We start from the raw sequence: 23,713 nt of genomic DNA, 5'->3' as shown, positions 1-23,713 counted from the left end.
AACAGGATAATCCGGGTATACTCCACCCCCACTTTTATGATTATCCGGATTTGGACACGCGCCTGACGAGGATGCTGTAACGCGCTATGACTCAATACGCTTCCCCGATTTTGACATCACTGCTTGATACCGATGCTTATAAGCTTCATATGCAGCAAGCAGTGTTCCATCGCTATCCCGCGATCAGCGTGGCGGCGGAATTCCGCTGCCGCGGCGACGAACTGCTAGGCGAATATGCCGACGAGATCCGCGCGCAGGTGGCGCTGATGAGCCGGCTGGCGCTAACCGACGCCGAATTCGCTTATCTTTCGGGCCTGCCCTTCTTCCGTCAAGATTACCTGAACTGGCTGCGAACGTTCCGCTACGATCCGCAGCAGGTCACCATCGACAACCGCGACGGCAAGCTGCAAATCCGCATCGCCGGCCCCTGGCGTGAAGTGATCATGTGGGAAGTCCCATTGCTGGCGGTGATCAGCGAAGTGGTGCACCGCCGGCGCTCGCCGCTGGCGACGCCGGAACAGGCGGTGGCGCATCTGCAAACCAAGCTGGCGCAGTTCAAGACGCTGGCGGGCGATCTGGATCTTTCGCGCTTCAAGTTGATGGACTTCGGCACCCGCCGCCGTTTCTCTCAGGGCGTGCAACAGGCCATCGTCAGCACCTTGCAGGCCGAATTCCCGTACCTGTCGGGCACCAGCAATTACGATCTGGCGCACCAGCTGGGTCTGGCGCCGGTCGGCACGCAGGCGCATGAGTGGTTCCAGGCGCATCAGCAGATAAGCCCGGTGCTGGCCAACAGCCAGCGCGCCGCATTGCAGGCCTGGCTGGATGAATATCCGGACCAGCTTGGCATCGCGCTCACCGACTGCATCACCATGGATGCCTTCCTGCGCGACTTCGGCCCGCAGTTCGCCGAGCGTTATCAGGGGCTTCGCCACGATTCGGGCGATCCCGTCGAGTGGGGTGAAAAGGCCATTGCCCACTATCAGAAACTGGGCATCGACCCACTGAGCAAAACGCTGGTGTTCTCGGACAACTTGGATCTGGAAAAAGCGCTGGCGCTCTATCGCCATTTCTATCAGCGCATTAATCTCGGCTTCGGCATCGGCACGCGCCTGACCTGCGATATTCCCGGCGTTAAGCCGTTAAATATCGTGATCAAGCTGGTCGAGTGCAAAGGCAAGCCGGTGGCCAAACTCTCCGACAGCCCCGGCAAGACCATCTGCCAGGATCAGGCGTTCGTCAGGGCCCTGCGCAAGGCCTTCGATCTGCCGCTGGTGAAGAAAGCCAGCTGAGCCTTCTTTATATAAAGAGAGAAAGCCGGCCCGGTTCACGCGCCGGCTTTTTTGTTTTTATCCCGAACGCCCTCTTTTCAGTCAGCCGCGATAAATGTTGCGCCAATCCGATGATTTCTACTTGTGCTCTGCACCGCGGCAAGTAACATAGCCATTACCCCCATATTCTTGGGTTGTAAGCTATTTCTAAACCAAATTATTAAAGAGAGAAATCTATGAGCGTAGTGCCTGTAGTCGACGTACTGCAAGGTCGTGCTGCGGTTGACAGTGAAGTCACCGTACGCGGCTGGGTACGTACCCGGAGAGATTCAAAAGCTGGTATCTCCTTCCTGGCCGTCTATGACGGTTCCTGCTTTGATCCGTTACAGGCCGTCGTTAATAATTCTCTGCCGAATTATCAAGATGAAGTGCTGCACCTGACCACCGGCTGTTCGGTTGAAGTTACCGGCAAGGTCGTCGCCTCACCGGGCGAAGGCCAGAGCTTCGAGCTGCAGGCCACCGCGATCAAAGTGGTCGGCTGGGTCGACGATCCGGATACTTACCCGATGGCGGCCAAACGTCACAGCATCGAATACCTGCGCGAAGTGGCCCACCTGCGCCCGCGCACCAACCTGATCGGCGCCGTGGCGCGCGTGCGTCATACCCTGGCGCAGGCGATCCACCGCTTCTTCCATGAAAATGGCTATTTCTGGGTATCTACCCCGCTGATCACCGCCTCCGACACCGAAGGCGCCGGCGAGATGTTCCGCGTGTCCACGCTGGATCTGGAAAACCTGCCGCGCACCGACAAGGGCGCGGTCGATTTCAGCCAGGACTTCTTCGGTAAGGAAGCCTTCCTCACCGTTTCCGGCCAGCTGAACGGCGAAACCTACGCCTGTGCGCTGTCCAAGGTATACACCTTCGGCCCAACTTTCCGCGCTGAAAACTCCAACACCAGCCGCCATCTGGCTGAATTCTGGATGATCGAGCCGGAAGTGGCCTTCGCGACGCTGGACGATGTCGCCGGCCTGGCCGAAAGCATGCTGAAGTATGTGTTCCAGGCGGTGCTGGATGAACGTGCAGACGATCTGAAATTCTTCGCCGAGCGCGTGGATAAAGACGCTATCGCGCGTCTGGAGCGCTTCGTCTCTTCCGATTTCGCCCAGGTAGACTACACCGACGCCATTGAGATCCTGCTGGCCTCTGGCCAAACCTTCGAAAACCCGGTCTCCTGGGGTATCGATCTCTCTTCCGAACATGAGCGTTATCTGGCGGAGAAACACTTCCAGGCGCCGGTAGTGGTGAAAAACTACCCGAAAGACATCAAAGCGTTCTATATGCGCATGAACGAAGACGGCAAAACCGTCGCGGCCATGGACGTGCTGGCGCCGGGCATCGGTGAAATCATCGGGGGTTCTCAGCGTGAAGAACGTCTCGACGTGCTCGATCAGCGTCTGGAAGAGATGGGCCTGAATAAGGAAGACTACTGGTGGTATCGCGATCTGCGTCGTTACGGCACCGTGCCGCACTCCGGTTTCGGCCTGGGCTTTGAACGTTTAATCGCCTATGTCACCGGCGTGCAAAACGTGCGCGATGTGATCCCGTTCCCACGCACCCCACGTAACGCAAGCTTCTAATTTATACGATCTCACGTTTTTTAAACGATTTCGTTACAAAACAAAGGCCAGCCTCGCTGGCCTTTCGCATTTTTTAATATTGACGCACGTCACAAAGTTCCCGAAAAATTACATTTGGTTACACATACTTTCCTTTTGCAACCTCATTGCGACATTGGTATCATTTTCGTCCTAGATTAACCCGCCTGTGAATGGAACACTGCGTTCAGACACAGGACGACACCAATCTATCAACAATAGTTCCCAAGGAATTATTGGCGGCAGTGGCAAAGGTGTCCGAATAACACCAATGAGGGTAATAATGATGAAGCGCAACATTCTTGCAGTGGTTATCCCGGCTCTGTTGGCTGCTGGTGCAGCAAACGCAGCTGAAATCTACAACAAAGACGGCAACAAGCTGGATCTGTACGGCAAAGTTGACGGTCTGCACTACTTCTCCGACGACAAAGGTAATGACGGCGATCAGACCTATGTTCGTTTCGGCTTCAAAGGTGAAACTCAGATTACTGACCAACTGACCGGTTACGGCCAGTGGGAATACAACGTCCAGGCTAACCACTCCGAATCTCAGGGCACCGAAGGCACCAAAACCCGTCTGGGCTTCGCGGGTCTGAAATTCGCTGACTACGGCTCCTTCGACTACGGCCGTAACTACGGCGTACTGTACGACGTGGAAGGCTGGACCGATATGCTGCCAGAGTTCGGTGGCGATACTTACACCTACACCGACAACTTCATGACCGGCCGTACCAACGGCGTTGCGACCTATCGTAACAACAACTTCTTCGGTCTGGTTGACGGTCTGAACTTCGCCGTTCAGTACCAGGGCAAAAACCAGAACGACGGCCGTAACGTCAAGAAACAAAACGGCGACGGCTGGGGCATCTCCTCTACTTATGACATCGGCGAAGGCGTAAGCTTCGGCGCTGCATACGCATCCTCTAACCGTACCGACGACCAAAAACTGCGTTCCAACGAGCGTGGCGACAAGGCTGACGCATGGACCGTGGGTGCGAAATACGACGCCAACAACGTTTACCTGGCGGCGATGTACGCAGAAACCCGTAACATGACTCCGTTCGGCGGCGGTAACTTCGGTGCAGGCTGTGCAGCTACCGATGACAAGTGCGGCGGCTTCGCGAGCAAAACTCAGAACTTCGAAGTGACTGCTCAGTACCAGTTCGACTTCGGTCTGCGTCCAGAAGTGTCTTACCTGCAATCTAAAGGTAAAAACCTGAACGTCCCAGGCGTGGGTTCTGACCAGGATCTGGTTAAATATGTTTCTGTTGGTACCACCTATTACTTCAACAAGAACATGTCCACCTACGTTGATTACAAAATCAACCTGCTGGATGACAACGAGTTCACCAAAGCAACCGGCACCGCTACCGACGATATCGTAGCTGTTGGTCTGGTATACCAGTTCTAAGTTGTCTCGCTTAACGGCGGTTCACCGTCGGCTAAGTTAAAAAACAGGGCTTCGGCCCTGTTTTTATTTGTGTCTGCCGGTAACGTTTTATCCTGCAGATTTCCCCTTATCCCTCATTTTTTCTGTCGAATCCTTCCCGTTCACAAGATCGCGGTGTTTTTATCGCAAACGGTTGGCAAAGCCGATAACTGGCGCTACCCTGATGCTTCTGTCTGCTTAACTCCGAGATTTGGAAGCACCTGACATGTTTGAAAAAATCACCGCCGCACCCGCCGACCCGATCCTGGGCCTGACCGACATTTTCCGCGCCGACGCCCGCCCGAATAAAATCAATTTAGGCATTGGCGTTTATAAAGATGAAACCGGCAAAACCCCGGTGCTGACCAGCGTAAAAAAAGCTGAACAGTATCTGCTGGAAAACGAGACCACCAAAAACTATCTCGGCATTGAAGGCATCCCGGCGTTTGCCAGCTGCACGCAAGAGCTGCTGTTCGGTAAAGAGAGCCCGATCGTCACCGATCGTCGCGCGCGCACCGCACAGACGCCAGGCGGCACCGGCGGCCTGCGCGTGGCGGCAGACTTTATCGCCAACCAGACCAGCGCCAAGCGCATCTGGATCAGCAACCCAAGCTGGCCGAACCACAAGAACGTCTTTAGCGCCGTTGGTCTGGAAGTGCTGGAGTACGCCTACTACGACGCTGCCAACCACGCGCTGGATTTTGACGGCCTGCTGAACAGCCTGAAACAGGCTCAGGCCGGTGATGTCGTGCTGTTCCACGGCTGCTGCCATAACCCGACCGGTATCGATCCAACGGCGGAACAGTGGGCACAGCTGGCTGAGCTTTCCGCCGCCAATGGCTGGTTGCCGCTGTTCGACTTCGCCTACCAGGGCTTCGCCAACGGTCTGGAAGAGGATGCGCAGGGTCTGCGTATTTTCGCCGCCAAACATCAAGAGCTGATCGTCGCCAGCTCCTACTCGAAAAACTTCGGCCTGTACAATGAGCGCGTCGGCGCTTGCACCATTGTAGCTGCCGATGCCGAAACCGCCGATCGCGCCTTCAGCCAGGTGAAGGCGGCCATTCGTGCCAACTACTCTAACCCGCCGTCGCACGGCGCGGCCGTTGTCGCCACCATTCTGGGCAACGACGCCCTGCGCGCGATGTGGGAGCAGGAGCTGACCGACATGCGCCAGCGCATTCACCGCATGCGTCAGCTGTTCGTGAACACCCTGCAGGAGAAAGGCGCACAACAGGACTTCAGCTTTATCATCCAGCAGAACGGCATGTTCTCATTCAGCGGCCTGACCAAAGAACAGGTGCTGCGTCTGCGTGAAGAGTTCGGCGTATACGCCGTAAACTCGGGCCGGGTGAACGTGGCCGGCATGACGCCGGACAATATGGCGCCGCTGTGTGAAGCCATCGTCGCCGTGCTCTAAAAGCATCGACGCAGGTCATAAATCATAAAAAAAGGGCGCTCTATGCGCCCTTGATTATTTCGGCCGGGAAATAATCGTTACCACACCGCCGGCTCTTCGCGCAGGAACGGATTGGTCTGGCGCTCGTGGCCAAAGGTCGACATCGGGCCGTGGCCGGGAATAAAGCGCATATCGTCGCCCAATGGCAGCAGCTTGGTGCGAATAGAGGCGATCAGCGCCTGATGATCACCGCGCGGGAAGTCGCTGCGTCCCACGCCGCCGTTAAACAGCACGTCACCCACCAGCGCCAAACGCGCCTGCTCATTGATAAAGACGATGTGGCCCGGTGTGTGCCCAGGGCAATGCAACACCTTGAGCGTCATCTCGCCCACCTGCATCTCATCGCCTTCCGACAACCAACGGGTCGGGGTCAGCGGCGCACACTCTTCCAGCCCGAACATCCGGCTCTGCGCCGGCAAACCATCCAGCCAAAAAGCGTCCTCTTTATCCGGGCCGTAAATCGGCACCTGATAATGTTCCGCCAGCTCCGCCGCCGCACCGACGTGATCCAAATGGCCGTGCGTCAGCAAAATCTGCGTGATTGTCACACCCTGTTTCGCCACTTCCGCTTTGATTTTTTCCGCTTCGCCGCCGGGATCGACCAACGCCGCCTGCTGCGTGTTTTCACACCAGATCAGGCTGCAATTCTGGCTAAAGGCGGTAACGGGAATAAGATGGTATTTCATAAGGCTCCAACGACAATAACACCGCCTCCGCAAGGAGCGGCGTTATTCACTGAGGGCACCGCGATTACCAGCTCCGAACCGGGCCGGTATCGATGTGCACGAAGTTGCTACGTGGGTAATATCCTACACCACCAGCGCGCATTTTTAACGCCGCTTTACGGATATTACTCAATTGGATACCTTCAATATGGAAATCCATCGCCTGGCCCTTGGTATGGTAGCTGTGCTTGGCCACACCACGGCTGTGCGCGCGCAATTCGTTATTGGTATCTACGGAACGGTAACCGGAGATCAGCTGCACCGGCTTGCTGGTACCCAGCAGCCCCTGCAGGCGATAGAGGTGATCAAACAAGCTGGGATCGATCGATTTAACCTTGTTGGCGCGATAATCGCGGAACAGATGATTTAGCCGAACCAACTCTTCTTTATTGTAGCCTTTGCCGTCAAAGAACTCGGCTTTAATAGATTCACCGGTATTCAGGTTATTCAGCACTAAAATACGCGGTCGAGCGGTGGAAAGACTGGCAAATGCCTGCCCTGGAAGCAGCGCTATGCCCATAGCGGCGCCACCTAGCGCCAGCCATTTACGGCGATGATGATCAATTTTGTCCATGACTCTGTTAAACCCGGCAAGAATGTCAAAATAAATGCACAAAGCAGCGCACTGTCCGAACCATAACCGCCTGCGTATGCTGAGTCAACCCGCGATACGCCTAGGTTTACAGGCCCCCGCCTACGAGGGCCTGCGGTATAGCCAAACATTCTGACCGTTATTTATTTATAATTACTGCATTTACTGCATTAATTTTTTGGCCTGAGCCAAAATTTGTGCGCCCGATCTCACCGTATTATCATAATTGTAAATATCTGTACGGAATTGCGGTTGGCCATCATCCGAAACCCAGGCGGTTAGATAATACAGTTTTACGGGAATACGCTGGCGAATATTCACATAAGTGGTATTGCCTTCTTTCAGCGTGGAGGAAACGCGGCTATTGTTCCAGCCGGCATCCTGCAGCAGCATATTCGCCAAATCGGAAGCCTTGTTCACCCGCACGCAGCCGGAGCTGAGCGCGCGGATGTCTTTCTGGAACAGGCTGTGGTTCGGGGTATCGTGCAGGTAGATGGCATCCGAGCTCGGCATATTGAACTTGAAACGCCCCAGCGAGTTGGTGGCCCCCGGCGCCTGACGGACGCGATACGGGAAGTTGCGCGCAGAAACCATGCTCCAGTCGATCATCGCCGGGTTGATCACTTCCGCATCGTTGCTCCAGCCTGACAGCACGGTATAGCCGTGTTTCTGGAAATAGTTACCGTCGCGCATCGCCTTCGGCACGATATCCTCACGCACCAGCGTAGTCGGCACGTTCCAAGGCGGGTTGACCACCACGTTGTTTAACGCGCTGCTCATCAACGGCGTCTTACGGCTCGGCCGCCCGACGATAACGCGGGAGGACAACACTTCGTTGCCGTTCTGATAGTAGGTCAGCGAGTAGTTGGGAATGTTCACCATAATGCCGGTGCCGACATGCCCCGGCAAGATGCGCAAGCGCTGGATATTCAGCGCCAACAGCGCGGCGCGGGTTTTCGGTGACACGTTGAGCCACTCGCGGGTGCGCACGCCGATCACGCCGTCCGCCGTCAACCCCTGCCATTTCTGGAAACGCTTGACGCCCTCCACCAGCTCGTTGGTATAGAGGTTGTCGCTCACCACGCTGCCGATCTGCGGCGGCGTCTGTTCCGCGGTCAACTCCGTCACCGGCGCCGCCGATGGGCTGACCGTCACGCGGCTTTTCTCTTCGTCTACCGTCAGCCCGCCGTCGTCGGGTTCATTGCTCTTCGCCGAAACCACCGCCGGTTCCGGCTCCGCTTCCGGCGCCGAGGCGGCCAGCATGCCGGTGCGCGTCAGGATCTCACGCAGCGCCGGGATATCGTTGCTCATTTGGCCTGGGCGCAGGCTCGGGCCCCTGCCCACCTGCGGCCAGGGGCGGTTGTCCGCCAGCATGTCACGCAGCGCCTGATGCATCTTGGCGTATTGCGGATGCTGCGGCGCAAGCGAATTCACGTAGCTCAGGGTTCGCGCCTGGCGCACCGCCAGCTGCCATTGATTGATCACCGCCGTGGGTGGCAAACCAAGCTTGTAAGGAATATTGCTGTACAGCCAGTTGTTGCCGTTGGCGCCGATGGCGGATACAAACTGCAAATAGCCCAGCATCGCATCGGACAACACCGCATCGCGGCCCGCTTCACTGAGCGCCGGATCGGTCAACATCTTCACCCACTGGGTGAACTGCGGCTGTACGCCGGACATCGCCAGTTCGGCCAGCTGCTGTTGAAATTGCTGAACGGCCTCGCGATCCTGCCACATCGGCTGCATATGATTCGCCGCATACAGCGGCGCCAGCGTGGAAAGGTAGTGCAGATCCATACCGCGCGGCAACGCGGCCAGCAGTTCAGAACGACTCTGCGCAACGGACATGCCTGCTGATGCCACCGGTAACGCCGTTACGGTGGCCAAGGCGGAAAACGACGACACAAGACTACAGGCGATAGCGCCACTCAGCGCCAAACGTCGTAGAGAGTTTCCCTTTTTAAGCAACATCCCTTGCCCCCTGTATGCTCACAAAAAAAACGTCAAAAATTGCATATAGTTTCAGTATACAAACAGAAAGGCCGTTTCGCCCTGAGGACGTCGAATTACTGTTTATCTGATTAAACTAACCGCTTTTCAACGGATAAAAAAGCAGGACTATCATCCACGCGCACAAAAAAATAGCCACCCTGCGGCGGCTATTTTCGGATTTTTAGGGCGTTTTTCTGCGTTACGGCGTCTCAACCGGCGCAGTGCCCAGCGCCGGCGGCTCGCCAGCGAAACCGCGCAGCCCCACCACGTGCACATGCTCGTGGTTCTGGAACACCTTACGCACCAGTTTATAGGTGGTGCCCTTCTCCGGACTGATGTTTTCCGGCGCCGCGATGATCAGCTGCATCTCCAGACGATCGCACAGTTCGAACAGCGTGGCGATCGACTTGGCATCCAGACGCGCCGCTTCATCGAGGAACAGCAGGCGACACGGCGAGATATCTTTACCGCGCAGGCGGCGGGACTCTTCTTCCCAGCTCTGCACCACCATCACCAGGATTGACATCCCGGTACCGATGGCTTCACCGGTAGACAACGCGCCGCTTTCCGCACGCAGCCAGCCGTCGGAACCACGGTACACCTCAACTTCCATTTCCAGGTAGTTGCGGTAGTCCAGCAACTCCTCGCCAATGGTCTGTGGCGTGCGCTGCCCCATGTCGATCTGCGGATTCAGGCGCTGATACAGCTTGGCCAGCGCTTCGGAGAAGGTCAGGCGGTTGCTGTTGAACAGATCCTGATGCTGTTCCTGCTGCTCGGAGAGCACGTCCAGCAGAGTGGCATGCGCTTCGCGCACATTGACGTTCAGACGGACGCTCTTCACCTGGCCGAAAGCCACGGCCTGCAACCCCTGGTTCAGCATGCGAATGCGGTTCTGCTCACGCTGAATGGTTTTTCGAATGATGTTGGCCACGCTTTTCGAACTGATCGCCAGCTTCTGCTCGCGCGCGGTCAGTTCTTCGGTCAGACGGCCCAGCTCAATCTCCATCTGCTCGATGGCCTCGACCGGATCGTCGGTGCGGATGATGTCCTGGCGGATACGCTCGCGCAGGTGTTGGTACACCGCGATATAGAACTGAATCTTACGCTCCGGCCGCTTCGGATCTTCCGACAGACGCAGCACGTCGCGCAGGTGTTCGTTGTCCGCCACCGCCAGACGCAGCGCGCCGAGCGCCTTATCCGACATCGAGCGCAGCTCGTCCCCATCCATATACGCCAGCTCGCGGCGATGCAGACGGCGTTCCACGCCGTTGTCTTTCACCAGGCGCATCACCGCGCACCAGCCCGCCTTGGCGGTCACCACCTGCTCGCGCAGCTGATGGTAGTCGCGTTCCAGCTTGCGCAGTTTCTTCTGCAGGCCATCCATTTCGGCTTCGCAGAAGGTCAGCTGTTTCTCCAGCTGATTGCGGCGAGCGCGGTTGTTGCTCAGCGCCGCATGCAGCTCGTCGCGGCGCTGACGCGCGCGCGCTTCGGCGTTGGCGTCGGCCTGCACGCCGATATCCACCAGCTCCTGGCTCAACTCTTTCAGCATGTCGCGCTTGGCGTCATACGAGCTTTTCAGCGAGGCCAGCACCTGGCTGTATTGGGTGAACTGGGTTTGATATTGACGCAGCTGCTCACGGGCGCGGGCGCGTTCGGCTTCCGCCTGTTCCAGACGCTGGCGCAGCTTGTCGTTGAGATCGTTGTTGGCATTCTGCATGCCAGCGGAGTCGGTATAGCTGAAGTGTGCGCGACGCTGCACCACTTCTGTCAACGCGAACGCCTGCTGTTTGGCCTGACGCTGCACGCTTTGCGCCTGCGCGTAGTCCTGCTGCAGCTGTTCATGCTGCTGCGGATCGCTCTGCAGCACCGACAGCAGCGGCTCCAGTTTGGTCAGTGACACCCCGTGCTGTTGAATGTGGCGCGCGGCGTCCTGCGCTTCTTCCAGCTCTTCGCGGATCTCGTCGACGCGATCCTGCAACGTTTCATCGTTCAGCAACGACACCAGCGGCATCAGGCGGTTGAGCGCGGAAATGCCCTCTTTGGCCTGATCGTACTGCTGGCGCTGCTGCTGATTCTGCGCTTCGTGATTGTTCAGCGCACGCTCGATCTCGCCGCGACGGGCGTTCAGGCCGCGGATCTCCGCTTCCGGATCGGCGTCGAACGCCACCGCCAGATGGGTGCCGATAAAGCGGCTGAAAGCCTGGTGCGAGCGCTGAGTTTTCTGCACGTCGAACGACAGCGTGGCATAGCGCTCCGCCAGCGTTTCACGCTCGGCATGCAGCACTTCCAGGCGGTTTTCGCGCGCCGCGCGGCCGAACAACGGCACTTCCGGGTAGCGGGAATAACGCCACTGGCGATCGGCGATTTTCACCACCACCGCTTTGTCCTGTTCTTCGACGGCGAACACGCTGTCATCAAACGACTGCGGATCCCCTTCGATCAGGTAAAGGTCTTCCGGGCAATCTTCCAGCCCTTCCAGCATCTCGCGCACCAGCGACAGATCCGGCACCACGATGGCGTGGCGCGAAGGGCCGTACAGCGCCGAGAAGTAAGGTGCGTCGTCGATGGTGACGTCATCGTAAATTTCCGACAGCAGCACGCCGCCGAAACGTTCGGCCAAAGTGACCAGGCGTTGATCTTCCGCGCCGCCCGGCTGGCTGAGACGTTCGATCTGCGCTTCCACTTCGCGCTTGCGGGCCGCCACTTCGTCGCGCTCGACGGTGGTTTCACGCTCGCGCTCCAGCAGCTGCTGCATGTATTCGGTCACCTGCTGGCTGTTTTCCAGCGGCTCTCCGCTCTGATCGCTGAGCTGGCTCAGGGCGTCCTGCGCCGCCAGCCACACCGGGGCGCGCGCCGTCAGCTCACGGATGCGCTGCTGGATCTGCTCCAGCTCCTGGCGCATCTCCATGCGGCGTTCGCCGGCTTCGCTGACGTTCTGCGACAGCGCTTCCAGGCGCTCTTCCAGCTCCTGCTGCAGCATGTCGAGATCGTCCGGCTGGTACTCCTGACCATGGCGTTTGCAAAATTCTTGCAGCAGGCGCTCGGCGTCCTGCTGCGAGCGCAGGCGCTGTTCCAGTTCGCTCAGGCGCAGACGCAGCGGCTGAACGCGCTCGGCGAGGTGTTGCTGCGAAGGCCAGTCGCGCAGCAATTCGCGCGCGCACTGCCAGGCTTCGCTGCGGCTGACCTGGCCGGCGATTTTACCCACCAGCTGATAGGCCTGCTCGAACTGGCCGTGCGCGGCGTCGGCCACGCTCAGCTTCTGTTCCAGCATCAGCAGCGCTTCGGTCGCTTCCTGCTCGCGGGCCTGGAAGGTATCCAGCCACTGTTCGGCATTATCGGCGGTCAGGTCCGGCAGTTGGCACAGCGCGCGTGCGCGCTCCAACGCCTGCAGCGCCTGCTGGTACTGAATGGCGCGGGTCTGTTGCACATCGAGCGCCTGCTGGTAGTCGGCCAGCTGGCTCTTCAGCTCATCCACTTCCAGCTCGGCCGCTTCGGCGCGCGCTTCGTTTTCGGCCTGTTGCTCACTCGCCTCGGCCACCACTTCGTTCTGCTCTTCCAGACGGTAAGTCAGCTCTTCCAGATCGGCTTCATAGCGTTCGATCTTCTCCTGCTGACGCATGGCCGTCTGCACCAGATTCAGGTGGTCGCTGGCGGCCTGGTAATCGGTTTCCAGATCGGATTCGGCGCCGCTCTGTTCGCTCAGCTCGCGCGCCATTTCCACATGGCGATACTGTTCGGCGGCCAGCTGCTTGCGGCTGCCCAACAGATCGCTGCGCAGCGCCAGCGCACCGTCCAGATGGATTCGGCGTTCATTGGCATGACGCATATAGTCCGCCGCCACATAGGAGGTGGCCTCGGAGATCAGATGCTTGAACAGGTCGCGATCTGACTGGGTGACGCGGATCGCTTCCAGCGTCATGCGGTTCTCGCGCAGCGCCGCTTCCATGTCCTGGAACGCCTTGCGTACGCCGCTGTTCTCCGGCAACAGGTAATCGCGCAGCGAGCGGGTGATGGCGCTGGAGATGCCGCCGTACAGCGACGCCTCAATCAGACGGTAGAACTTGCTGCGATCGGCGGACGAACGCAGGCGTTTCGGGATCACGCCCAGATCGAACATCAGCGAGTGGTAATCGGTGATGGAGTTGAACTGCTTGAACTGCACGCCCTCCATCTCTTCCACGCGCTCTTTCAACTCTTGCAGCGACAGCACGCGCGCCTGGCGCTCACCCACGGTCTGGGTCAGCAATTCAGTCGGCTGTACCGCGGTCGGCAGCCCCTGAATGGTGAACGGTTTGATATCGACCTTGCGGTCGCGCCCCGCCACCTGCTGCAGACGCACGCCTACCACCACGCGCTGGTGGCGTGAATTGACGACGTCAAGGGTGGAGTAACACACGCCGGCGCGCAGCTTGCCGTGCAGGCCTTTGTCGCGCGAGCCGCTGGTGGCGCCCGCTTCGGTGGTGTTACGGAAGTGCAGCAGCGTCAGGTCGGGGATCAGTGCGGTGACGAAGGCCGCCATGGTGGTGGATTTCCCCGCCCCGTTACCGCCGGACAGCGTGGTCACCAGCTCATCCAGATCAAAGGTGCGGGCGAAGAAGCCGTTCCAGTTAACCAGCGTCAACGAGCGAAATTTACCGCGTTCAATCATTCCTGTTCATCCTCTGCACCGTCAGGAGCGTTATCAACCTGCTGATCCTCAGCGTCATTCTCATCGTTCAGCGACAGGCTGGTTTCAACCGGCATCGCCTCGCCGTCGCGAATCATGCGCAGCTGCGCTTCACGCGGATCGTCGCCGCTGCGCACGTCGGCGCCGAAGCGGAACACCGCCTCGGTAATGCGGAACTTGCTGCTGTCATTGCCCATGAAATAGACCATGCCGAGGCGGCGCAGACGGTTCAGCGAGGTGCGCACCTTTTCGTGCAGCTTCTGCCGATCGAGATCCGAACCGGTAGAACGCTGGTTGACGAACTTCAGCAGCTTGTTCTCATCGGCCAGGCTCAGCAGCTCGTCGTACAGCTCCTGATGGCTGAAAATGCCCTCGTGCGCCAGGCGCTCGGGGCTGAGATACAGGTAGCACAAGATCTTACCCACCATCATATCCAGCTCGGACAGCACCGAACGCGGGATCAGCGTGGTGGAGCGCGGGCGCAAATAGAAGAAACCTTCCGGCGCCCGAATCAGCTCGACGCTGTAACGGTTGTAAAATTCTTCCAGCTCATCCTGGAAATCCATTAAAAAGGCGTGGTTGTCCAGCTCATCGATACCGATGTGACGACCCGCGCGCAGTTGGCTATCCAATGCCGGAAACAGCGAGTTGGACAGCGCCTTGGCCAGCTTGACTGGCATTACTTGTTCAATATTTGTCGATGACATGGGCCTGGACCTTGGCTCCGTAATCATTGATTGCCTGCCATTCCGCCGGCAACCCTGAGAAATCTGCTTCAGCCACACCGAGGCGCACTGCCTGGTCGACCACTAAACGTGCCACGTCGAAATGACGCGCACGCGGATATTGCGCCAGATAATCGCGCATCACCGCCGCAAGGTTGAGCGGCATCTGCTGTTCCTGGTACACCTTCAGCGCCTCTTCGATCATCGCCGCCAGCTGTTCGCGAATCTCGCTGAACTCTTCGAACTCCAGATCCGGTGGCAGTTCCCCGGTCACTTCATCGCTGCGCAGCGCCAGTTCTTCGTCGCGCATGTCCAGCAGACGATCGGCATTGGCATGGGTCAGCGCCCATGGGTGGTCGAAGTAGGTTTGCACCGACTGGCGCAGGCGCTGGGCGAACACGCGGTTTTTGTCCATATCGATAGCGGTACGGATAAATTTATGCACGTGGCGATCGTAGCCGATCCACAGGTCGATCGCCTGCTGCCCCCAGCTGATGATGCGATCCAGCTTGCTTTGCAGATCGAACACCAGCTTATCGACGAAACCCAGCTCCACGTTGCCGAGGGTTGCGTCCTGGATGCGCAGCAGGTTGGCCTGCAGCTTATCGCCCGCCGCATCCAGCGTATCCTGCAGCTCGCGCAGGGTGCCCGAGGTTTCCGACAGCAGCATCTCGCAGCTGGAGATCGCCGCCCGCCAATCTTTGCTCAGCAGCGCCGCGATGTCGTTCTTCACGCTCTGCTGCTGCTCATCCATCACGCGTTGGGTCATGTCGATGCTGTCGAAGATTTCCGCCACCGAATATTTCAACGGCGCGAACACGTTGCGGTGCCAATGGAAATCGTCGCCGCCCTCGTCGGCGGCATCGGCGGCGCGTTTGAGTTCCTGCGCCACGATAGACAGCTGCATCGACAAACGCAGCGTGGAGAATTCGCGTTGGCGAATATAGTAATCGGTAATGCCGATACCCAGCGGCGTCAGGCGGTAAATCGCGTTGCCGTCCGCCAGCTCGCTGGTAAAACGGTTCAACAGGCGCTGGCGCACCATGTCGTTAATCGCATTGTTGGCACGCATCGCCACCGTTTCATGCGTCTGTTCAAAACCCTTGCTGACATGGCGAAATGCATCAACCAGCTCACCTTCGCTCATCTCGCCGTCCAGTCGTTCGCCGTTCAGGGTGGCGATGGCGAGCAGAAATGCGAGACGCTCCGTAGGGAGCGAAATAGAGAAATCATTTTTCCGTGCCCAGGCGACCAGTTCGGGTACTGTCTGGGAAAATTCACTCATAGTTCGTCCTTCAGGTTTGGTTTATGCGCCATGACGTGAATATAGCGCCCCAAACTCACGTACGGCTCCTGCCGGCAATAGTGCTGTTCAAGCGCCAGTAACTCTTCAAATTTTTGTGTTTGCAGCTGTCTGCTCTGCAGATAGTCGTGGAACACCCGCACGCCGGTTTTGCCGCCGATGCGCATGCCCAGTTGTTCCAACCAACCGTAGACCAATAGCGGATCGTGCGGATATTGCGGCGACAGCGAACGCTTGCGGCGCCGTCTGACCTCGGGATCCACCAGTTGGAAATTACCCAACACCACGTTGCGCATCAAGAGGCCGTTGGCGTTGAAGAACATCAGCGACAGCGCGCCGCCCGGCGTCAGGCAGTCATACAACGCCTGCAGCGCCGCTTCGGGCTCGGCGATCCATTCAAGCACTGCATGAAACAATATCAGATCAACCGGCTGTTCCAAATGTTGAGCGATATCCTGCGCAGAACTTTGTACGAATTGCATGTTCTGGCTCACACCTTTCTGCTCCGCCAGCAGCGCGGCGCGCTGGATCATCTCACCAGAAAGATCGCACAACAACACCTGATGTCCTAATTCTGCCAGTTGGCAGGCCATATGGCCTTCACCGCCCCCGGCGTCGAGAATGCGCAGCGGCCGCTGCGGCAACTGCGCCAGCAGCCCGGTCAGATCCTGCCAAACCACCGCCTGGCGGATTTTTCCTTTCGTGGTGCCGTAAATATTACGCGCAAATTTTTCAGCAATATCGTCAAAATTGCGATCCTGCATGGACAACGGCTCCGCTGATCTCATTCTTGTCGGCGGCAAAGCGCACGCCCATTCAAACCTGCTATTTTGGCACAGACTGACTTAGAATGTATCTTCTTGCGGCCTGTTTATACCTGGATGCCGCTTTTTCACCCAAAAGGATCTGATTTTCGATGCTGTTCAACCTGAAAAAGTTCTTTGGCGCCCTGCTGATGCCACTGCCGCTGTTGATGCTGCTGATGGGGCTGGCGCTGCTGCTGCTGTGGTTCACCCGCTGGCAAAAAAGCGGTAAGACGATTTTCACGCTGAGCTGGTTGTTTTTACTGCTTTTCAGCCTGCAACCGGTGGCCGACCGACTGCTGCGGCCGATCGAAGCCGAATACCAGACTTATCGCGGTAACGATCCGGTCAGCTACATCGTCGTGTTGGGCGGAGGTTATACCTACAATCCCGATTGGGCGCCCAGTTCAAACCTGCTCGGCAACAGTTTGCCGCGCGTGACGGAAGGCGTGCGGCTCTACCTTGCACATCCCGGCGCCAGGATGGTGTTCACCGGCGCGTCCGCCGGCCCCATGCAAAGCAACGCCGCCACTGCGGCGCTGGTGGCCGAAAGCCTGGGCGTGCCGCGCAGTGATATGGTGATCTTGGGGGAACCGCGCGATACCGAGCAAGAGGCCGCTCAGGTCGCCAAATTGGTCGGCGAGCAACCGTTCATTCTGGTGACCTCCGCCAACCATCTGCCGCGCGCCATGCGTTTCTTCAAGGCTAAGGGGCTGCACCCGATCCCGGCGCCGGCCAACCAGTTGGCGATCGACTCGCCGCTGAATATCTGGGATCGCGCCACACCGTCGTCAATGTTCCTCGGCCATACCGAGCGCGCCTGGTATGAAACGCTGGGTAGTCTGTGGCAATGGCTGAAGGGCGCAGATAGCGCCGGCGCAGAGTAAAGCTCGTTCAACCGGCCAGCCAGGGCAGCAGCTGTTGCGATGCATAGTCGAACGGCCGCCGCTCCAGCTTGCCGGTATGGATCAAACGCCCTACCGCTTCCCACACCACATATAGCCAGCGCCGCGCCAGGAAAGCGTCGGCGACCGGCGCCCGCTGCAGATAGCTGAACAGCAGCTGGCTGGGCATGCCCGCCTCGCAGAGGCGGAAAAGATCGTATTCACGCGGCGCCCACAGCACTACGCCGGGATTGAGCATCGCCAGCAGTTGATCGCTTTTGGGATCTTTCAGCATGTTGCGCAGCGATAAGTTACCATGCACCAGAACACAGGGATCATCGAAGCCGACGAAGAAATGGGTCAGCGCTTCGCGCGTGCGGTACAGCAAACGCCGATCCGCCATGGTCAACTGCGGGGTGGTGAGATTGACCACCGTCGCCCACAGCACTTCGACCCGCTGTTGATACCAGCAAAACCAATCATTCTCCTGCGTGCTGTCAACGCTGCCGACACTGCCGTGGCTGTCGATGCGGTGCCAGGCCAATATCCCGTCAACGATCTGCTCCATCAGCATATTCCAGCGATCCGGCGAGCGCGTCGGCGCCTCAGCCGACACGCCGCGCAGGCGCTCGATCAGCAGGATTTCCGTATACGGCGCCTGGTGGGTACACACCACACCATACACCGTAGGCAGGCGAATATCCCCGTCGCGCGCCAGCATCGACAGCTTGTACGCCTCCTGCTGGGCGATGCCCCGACAGATAAAGCTTTTCGCCATCAGCGGGATCGCGTTGCCCTGCCGATCGTACAGCGAATACATATGCGCATAAGGCTGTTCGCTCACCCGCTCCAGCCGGCTGATGGACTCACCCAGCACAATGCTCAGTTCGGCGCGTAACTGCTCCATAAGGCATTCACCTCAGGCTAATTAGGGGGGATGCGTAACATCATCGAACGGCGAGCGGAAAAATTCTTCAACGCAGATCAACAAAACGGGGATCAATAATGGGGGTATTGCATCGTCGGCGCGTTGCGCGGCGCGCCGACGAAATCAGGCTCAGGGTTGAATGCTGTCGCGCACGCGCTGGAGGTCTTCCGGCGTATCGACCCCCACGCTCGGGATCGCTTTCGCGACCGCCACGTGGATCTTTTCACCGTACCACAGCACGCGCAGCTGTTCCAACAGCTCGATCTGCTCCAGTTGGCTCGGCGCCCAGCTGACGTAGCGGCGCACGAAGCCCGCGCGGTATGCGTAGATGCCGATATGACGCAGCAGGCTGTCGCCGATGCTCTCTTTCGACGCGGCGAAACGCTCGCGATCCCACGGAATGGTGGCGCGTGAGAAATAGAGCGCGTAGCCCTGCGCGTCCATCACCACCTTCACCGCATTGGGGTTGAAAGCCTCTTCGGCGCTCTCGATCGGCACCGCCAACGTCGCCATGCCGGCCTGGCTGCCCGCCAGGTTTTCCGCCACCTGCCGCACGATAACGGGTGGGATCAGCGGCTCATCGCCCTGCACGTTAACGATGATCTGGTCGTCGGCAAAGCCGTAGTGCGCGATCACTTCCGCCAAACGCTCGGTGCCGGAATGGTGATCCGGGCTGGTCATGCACACTTCGCCGCCGGCGGCTTCCACCGCTTTGGCGACTTCAGGATGATCGGTCGCCACGATGACGCGGCTGGCGCCGGACTCACGGGCGCGCTCCATCACATGCACCACCATCGGCTTGCCGTGAATATCGGCCAGCGGTTTGCCCGGCAAACGGGTTGAGGCGTAGCGGGCGGGAATAATAGCGATAAAACTCATGCGTGCTTCTCATCCAGCGACAGCGCACGCGCTTCATTTTCCAACAGCACCGGAATGCCGTCGCGCAGCGGGTAAGCCAACCCGTCCGCTTTGCACACCAGTTCCTGGTTTTCTTTATTGAAATAGAGTTTGCCGTTGCATACCGGGCAGGCAACGATTTCGAGTAAACGGTGGTCCATGCATCCTCCGCTAGGGGATAGGTCATCTGGGAAAGGCAGTGAGGATAGCATAACGCCCGGCCTCAGGTTAATCATCGGCGGCGCCAAGGTGCCGATATTTCCTCACTGCGTCAGCGCGACAGCTTGAACTGCGGCGCATCCCGGCGTAGAATTTTGTGACACAAATCACAAAAGAAAGCCGTGATACATGATCAAACGTCTGCATAAAATCATCGCTCTGTTCGCTAACTTCAGCCACTGAGCCCCTTTGTAACGAGCGACGCTTCACTTCGTTTTACCCCACCGACGGCGTCGCTCGTTATCCCACTTCCCAGCCGGCACCCCATTCCGCGGCCAACGCGGCCGGAATGTCGCCCAGCGCGACGCGTTGCGCACCGTGCCATTTGGCCGTGCGCGCGATGGCCTGCCGGATGTCCTGCGTTCGCTGTTTGCCGAAGCGCACCTGCGGCTCCGCATGGAAACTGATGATCTCGAAGATGCCCTGGCGACGGTGCGCCTTGGCGTCAATCCGCCCCACCAGTTCGCCCCGATGCAGCACCGGCAACGTGAAGTAACCATAGCGACGTTTTTCTTTCGGCGTGTAACACTCCAGCCGATAGTCAAAGTTGAACAGTTCGAGCGCCCGGCGGCGATCCCACACCACCGGATCAAAAGGCGACAGCAGGCTGGTGACCGTCGATTTCAGTTTGCCCTGCTCCGCCAGCGGCAGCAGTTCCGCCAGTGATTCATGCACATAGAACTGCCCTTCCAGCCCCTCTACCTGCACCGGCGAAATTTCCCCCTGCGCCTGCAGCTCTGCCAGCAAGGCTTTTGGCGCCACGCGTTTCAGCCGATAATAATCCGCCAACCACTCGGCGCGGAAAATGCCCAGATAGCGGCAGGTGCGATGCAACATCTGCCGTCGCGCCCGCTCCGCAGGCAGCGCATGACGCGCATCGTCCCAGGCCGGCAGCAGCCTTTCGGTTAGATCGTAAACCCGGTGGAAGTTGCGACGCTCGGCCACCATCAGCTTGCCGGCGGTAAACAGGATCTCCAGGTGCCGTTTCTCCGGTTTCCAGTCCCACCACCCGCTGTTGCCTTTCTTCTCGGCGCTGAAATCGGCGGAACGTACCGGCCCCTGTTGTTCGATATGCCGCAGCAGGTTGTCCATCGCCGCCTGGTGCTGCTGCACCCAGTCGGCCGAGTATTTCCAGCCCATATCATGCGGCGCCAGCATGCGATGCCGCAACAGACCAAAATCCTCGATCGGCAGGAAACAGGCCTCGTGCGCCCAATACTCGAACAACTTGCGGCCGGCGAGCGCCTGCTCCAGCCACTCCGGCTGATAGGCCCCCAAACGGCTGAACAGCACCAGATACGGGCTGCGGGCGACGACGCTAATGGTATCGATTTGTAACAGCCCCATGCGCTGGATCGCGCTCACGACATCATCGGGCCGAGCCTGGCGTTTAAGCGGAGAAAGCAGCCCCTGGGCGGCAAGGTGCAGTGCGCGAGCGGCGGTAAGGGAAATGGTCGGGGTGGTCATCCTGATATCCGTGGCGAGTAGGCAATGGCCTGATAATAGTGGATATCGCGGGATTTATCTTCGCCAGTGCTTGCGGGTGGCGACACCGGCACTGGCGAGGAAGGAGGATGCGATCAGAACGCGATAACGTCTGCCGCGGACAGCCCATGCGAGCTGCGATAGATCGAGAACTCAACGTTCTGACCTTCGTTCAACGACTTATTTTTGGTGTTGGCGATAGCGTTGCGGTTGACATAGATTTCGTCGCTGCCATCTACCGGTGAAATAAAACCATAGCCTTCGGCCTGATTAAACCATTTCACACGACCCATTTTTAACACAGTATTTTTAAACATAACTTATATCCTTTTACTTGAGCATCCTTGACAACGTCATTTTTTATATTGTCTGGACGCTACCAGCCCATCCTAAAGTTTTTCGTAACAAACCTCTCGTGAGCAAAAAAATAAAAAACCCGCACTAAGGCGGGCTTGTTGAACTTAATATCTTCCGCATGACTCAGCGCTGAAGCGTCACCATGGTTGTATTAAGATCTCTTTATACGCGTTCCCTGTCTTCTTACAGAGCAACTACGTTGGCGGCAGCCGGCCCGCGCGGGCTGTCCTGGATGGTGTACTCGACGCGCTGGCCTTCAGCCAGGGTCTTGAAACCGTCGGTCATGATTGCGGAGAAGTGTACGAATACATCTTTGCCGCCGTCGTGCTGCTCAATGAAACCAAAACCTTTGCTTTCGTTGAACCACTTAACTTGACCCGTCTTCTTAGACATTACTTTTACCTTTAAATATATTTACAGAACCTGCCATAAGAGGCAATTGCGGCCATTTCAGAAACATTACTTATGGGAGGTACTTAGAAGGTTCGTCTTTGAAGCGGAATCGGATGATAACGTTTTTGGAGGAACTGCTTAACTCTAAACTCGAACATAAATAGGTCTGGGTTACAGGCCGACTTGCATTTACTCATAAAAATGGTGAATGCACAAGAGGTTTATTGCAATAAATTCATCATTGCGCCGAATTTATTTTTATCCCCATGAATATACATGACTTAATTTAACGCTCACCGCAGCCGCTCCAGCGCGTTCCTCTCCTCACCGGGGCATCATTTTCCCGTCTGAGCGCTGCAAATGAGAGCTAACGCATAAAACTCTAATATGCTTGACGCCGCTATAACAAATCCCAAATCAGATGGCTAAACTTGAGGGGAAAACAAGGCAGACGGCTTTTTCACCAGCACTTTTGCCGCTAAAAACACGATTTTTCAGATTATGCTGAATCAAGGAGCTATGCGCATGACCGCCCAGCAGTTCGTTTCACCTAATGAAATCCGCGCCAGATTCTCTCACGCGATGTCGGACATGTATCAAAAAGAGGTACCGCTGTACGGCGATCTGCTGGAGCTGGTGGCGGAAACCAACCGGCAGGTTCTACGCGAAGATGCCGCACTGGCTCATCAACTGCAAATCACCGGCGAGATCGAACGCCTGGCCATGGAGCGCCACGGCGCGATCCGGGTCGGCACGGCGGACGAACTCGCCACCCTGCGCCGCCTGTTCCGGGTGATGGGCATGGCGCCGGTCGGTTACTATGACCTGTCGGTGGCGGGCGTTCCGGTGCACTCCACCGCTTTTCGCGCCATACACGAAGACGCGCTGCAGATCAGTCCTTTCCGCGTGTTCACCTCCCTGCTGCGCCTGGAACTGATAGAAGATCCCGCGCTGCGTGCGCTGGCCGAGCGCTTGCTGGCGCGCCGCCGTATCTTTACCGATCGCGCGCTGGAGCTGATGGCGCTGCAGGAAGCGCAAGGCGGGCTGAATGAAGTGCAGGCGCAAGAATTTGTCGAACAAGCGCTGGAAACTTTCCGCTGGCATAACCAGGCGACGGTCAGCGCCGAAGAATACCGGCAGCTGCACGATCAGCATCGCCTGATCGCCGACGTGGTGGCGTTTAAAGGGCCGCATATCAACCATCTGACACCACGTACGCTAGATATCGATCGCGTTCAGCAAGCGATGCCCGGCCGCGGTATTACGCCCAAAGCGGTCATCGAGGGCCCGCCGCGCCGCCGCCGCGCGATCCTGCTGCGCCAAACCAGCTTCAAAGCGTTGGAAGAAAGCGTCGATTTCGTTGAGCACGACGGCCACGCCATCGCCGGTCACCATACCGCGCGCTTCGGCGAGATCGAACAACGCGGCGTGGCGCTAACGCCTAAAGGACGCGAACTTTACGACCGTTTGCTGCAGGCGACCAACGATGCGTTACAGGCGCCGCCGAGCGAGAAGAATGCCGAGCGCTACTATCAACTGCTGGAGGAAAACTTCCGGGCGTTTCCGGATGATTACGCCACGCTGCGTGAGCAACAGCTGGCCTGGTTCCGCTATTTCCCGACCGAATGCGGCCTGGCGGCCAAAGAGTCGCTGGACAAGCACAGCACCCTGGAACAACTGATCGAGAAAGAACACGTTCGCTTCCAGCCTCTGGTGTATGAAGATTTTCTGCCGGTCAGCGCAGCGGGGATTTTCCAGTCAAATCTGGGTGACAGCCGCCACGCGCAGTACAATGCCGCTTCCAGCCGGGCAGCGTTTGAACAAGCGTTGGGCAGTGAGGTGATCGACGAGCTGGCGCTATATCAGCAAACCCAGCAGCGTTCGCTGGAAGCCTGCGCGCAAGCCCTGGGGCTTGCCACGCTGGCATCCTGAG

At 58.1% G+C, this 23,713-nt stretch carries 19 protein-coding genes; 6 read left to right on the top strand and 13 right to left on the bottom strand.

What is annotated here, in order from left to right; translation table 11 throughout:
• Positions 1-86: 86 nt before the first annotated feature.
• From pncB to WFM45_RS04390, 4 genes are all read left to right on the top strand, one after another.
• Complete coding sequence (gene pncB / locus WFM45_RS04405) at positions 87-1,292, top strand: nicotinate phosphoribosyltransferase (protein ID WP_004928202.1); 1,206 nt, start codon at positions 87-89, stop codon at positions 1,290-1,292.
• 215 nt (positions 1,293-1,507) lie between these two features.
• On the top strand, positions 1,508-2,908 hold the full coding sequence (asnS, locus tag WFM45_RS04400) for an asparagine--tRNA ligase (protein ID WP_015377341.1): 1,401 nt from the start codon (positions 1,508-1,510) through the stop codon (positions 2,906-2,908).
• 301 nt (positions 2,909-3,209) lie between these two features.
• A complete protein-coding gene (gene ompC / locus WFM45_RS04395; protein ID WP_015377340.1) occupies positions 3,210-4,337 on the top strand; it encodes a porin OmpC in 1,128 nt (375 codons plus the stop codon).
• Between the two features lie 244 nt (positions 4,338-4,581).
• Positions 4,582-5,772: an amino acid aminotransferase gene (locus tag WFM45_RS04390; RefSeq protein ID WP_004928210.1), complete on the top strand. Its 1,191-nt coding sequence runs from the start codon at positions 4,582-4,584 to the stop codon at positions 5,770-5,772.
• Between the two features lie 77 nt (positions 5,773-5,849).
• Here the strand turns inward: WFM45_RS04390 and WFM45_RS04385 are convergent, their stop codons facing one another.
• The 7 genes from WFM45_RS04385 to cmoM form a co-directional block, all read right to left on the bottom strand.
• Positions 5,850-6,497, bottom strand: coding sequence for an MBL fold metallo-hydrolase (locus WFM45_RS04385; RefSeq protein ID WP_015377338.1), 648 nt, complete (start codon positions 6,495-6,497; stop codon positions 5,850-5,852).
• A gap of 64 nt (positions 6,498-6,561) precedes the next feature.
• Positions 6,562-7,110 (bottom strand): YcbK family protein, encoded by a 549-nt coding sequence (locus WFM45_RS04380; RefSeq protein WP_004928217.1) that lies wholly within the window; start codon positions 7,108-7,110, stop codon positions 6,562-6,564.
• A 180-nt stretch (positions 7,111-7,290) separates the two neighbouring features.
• Complete coding sequence (ldtD, locus tag WFM45_RS04375) at positions 7,291-9,099, bottom strand: L,D-transpeptidase (protein WP_250601992.1); 1,809 nt, start codon at positions 9,097-9,099, stop codon at positions 7,291-7,293.
• 220 nt (positions 9,100-9,319) lie between these two features.
• Positions 9,320-13,768: a chromosome partition protein MukB gene (gene mukB / locus WFM45_RS04370; protein ID WP_004928222.1), complete on the bottom strand. Its 4,449-nt coding sequence runs from the start codon at positions 13,766-13,768 to the stop codon at positions 9,320-9,322.
• A complete protein-coding gene (mukE, locus tag WFM45_RS04365; RefSeq protein WP_004928226.1) occupies positions 13,765-14,493 on the bottom strand; it encodes a chromosome partition protein MukE in 729 nt (242 codons plus the stop codon). The genes mukB and mukE overlap by 4 nt, the downstream gene beginning before the upstream one ends.
• Entirely contained in the window at positions 14,474-15,796 is a 1,323-nt protein-coding gene (gene mukF, locus WFM45_RS04360; RefSeq protein ID WP_015377335.1) for a chromosome partition protein MukF, read from the bottom strand. Before mukF ends, mukE begins: the two co-directional genes overlap by 20 nt.
• Entirely contained in the window at positions 15,793-16,578 is a 786-nt protein-coding gene (cmoM, locus tag WFM45_RS04355; protein WP_004928230.1) for a tRNA uridine 5-oxyacetic acid(34) methyltransferase CmoM, read from the bottom strand. Before cmoM ends, mukF begins: the two co-directional genes overlap by 4 nt.
• A 152-nt stretch (positions 16,579-16,730) precedes the next feature.
• On the opposite strand from cmoM, the gene elyC reads away from it, so the two are divergent.
• The gene (elyC, locus tag WFM45_RS04350; RefSeq protein ID WP_015377333.1) at positions 16,731-17,504 is read left to right on the top strand and encodes an envelope biogenesis factor ElyC; all 774 of its coding nucleotides are present in this window, start codon (positions 16,731-16,733) and stop codon (positions 17,502-17,504) included.
• A 7-nt stretch (positions 17,505-17,511) separates the two neighbouring features.
• Here elyC and WFM45_RS04345 read toward each other — a convergent pair whose 3' ends face one another.
• From WFM45_RS04345 to cspE, 6 genes are all read right to left on the bottom strand, one after another.
• The gene (locus WFM45_RS04345; protein ID WP_048322741.1) at positions 17,512-18,408 is read right to left on the bottom strand and encodes a YcbJ family phosphotransferase; all 897 of its coding nucleotides are present in this window, start codon (positions 18,406-18,408) and stop codon (positions 17,512-17,514) included.
• 150 nt (positions 18,409-18,558) lie between these two features.
• Positions 18,559-19,308 carry a 3-deoxy-manno-octulosonate cytidylyltransferase gene (gene kdsB / locus WFM45_RS04340; protein WP_004928235.1) on the bottom strand — a complete coding sequence of 250 codons (750 nt, stop codon included), beginning with the start codon at positions 19,306-19,308 and terminating at the stop codon, positions 18,559-18,561.
• Positions 19,305-19,487: a Trm112 family protein gene (locus tag WFM45_RS04335; RefSeq protein WP_004928237.1), complete on the bottom strand. Its 183-nt coding sequence runs from the start codon at positions 19,485-19,487 to the stop codon at positions 19,305-19,307. The genes kdsB and WFM45_RS04335 overlap by 4 nt, the downstream gene beginning before the upstream one ends.
• A gap of 298 nt (positions 19,488-19,785) precedes the next feature.
• Positions 19,786-21,012: a winged helix-turn-helix domain-containing protein gene (locus tag WFM45_RS04330; protein ID WP_049241142.1), complete on the bottom strand. Its 1,227-nt coding sequence runs from the start codon at positions 21,010-21,012 to the stop codon at positions 19,786-19,788.
• 113 nt (positions 21,013-21,125) lie between these two features.
• A complete protein-coding gene (locus tag WFM45_RS04325; protein ID WP_004928241.1) occupies positions 21,126-21,347 on the bottom strand; it encodes a cold-shock protein in 222 nt (73 codons plus the stop codon).
• 223 nt (positions 21,348-21,570) lie between these two features.
• Positions 21,571-21,780 (bottom strand): transcription antiterminator/RNA stability regulator CspE, encoded by a 210-nt coding sequence (gene cspE, locus WFM45_RS04320; protein ID WP_004928244.1) that lies wholly within the window; start codon positions 21,778-21,780, stop codon positions 21,571-21,573.
• A gap of 525 nt (positions 21,781-22,305) precedes the next feature.
• Between cspE and hglS the strand changes: the two genes are divergently transcribed.
• Positions 22,306-23,712 (top strand): 2-oxoadipate dioxygenase/decarboxylase HglS, encoded by a 1,407-nt coding sequence (gene hglS, locus WFM45_RS04315; protein ID WP_033633443.1) that lies wholly within the window; start codon positions 22,306-22,308, stop codon positions 23,710-23,712.
• Position 23,713 lies beyond the last annotated feature (1 nt).

The organism is Serratia sp. KG1D (assembly GCF_037150675.1).
In the GTDB taxonomy this organism is placed as follows: Bacteria; Pseudomonadota; Gammaproteobacteria; order Enterobacterales; family Enterobacteriaceae; genus Serratia; species Serratia nematodiphila.
Note: the sequence above shows the minus strand (reverse complement) of the source record. Positions and strands in the feature narration are given on the sequence as shown.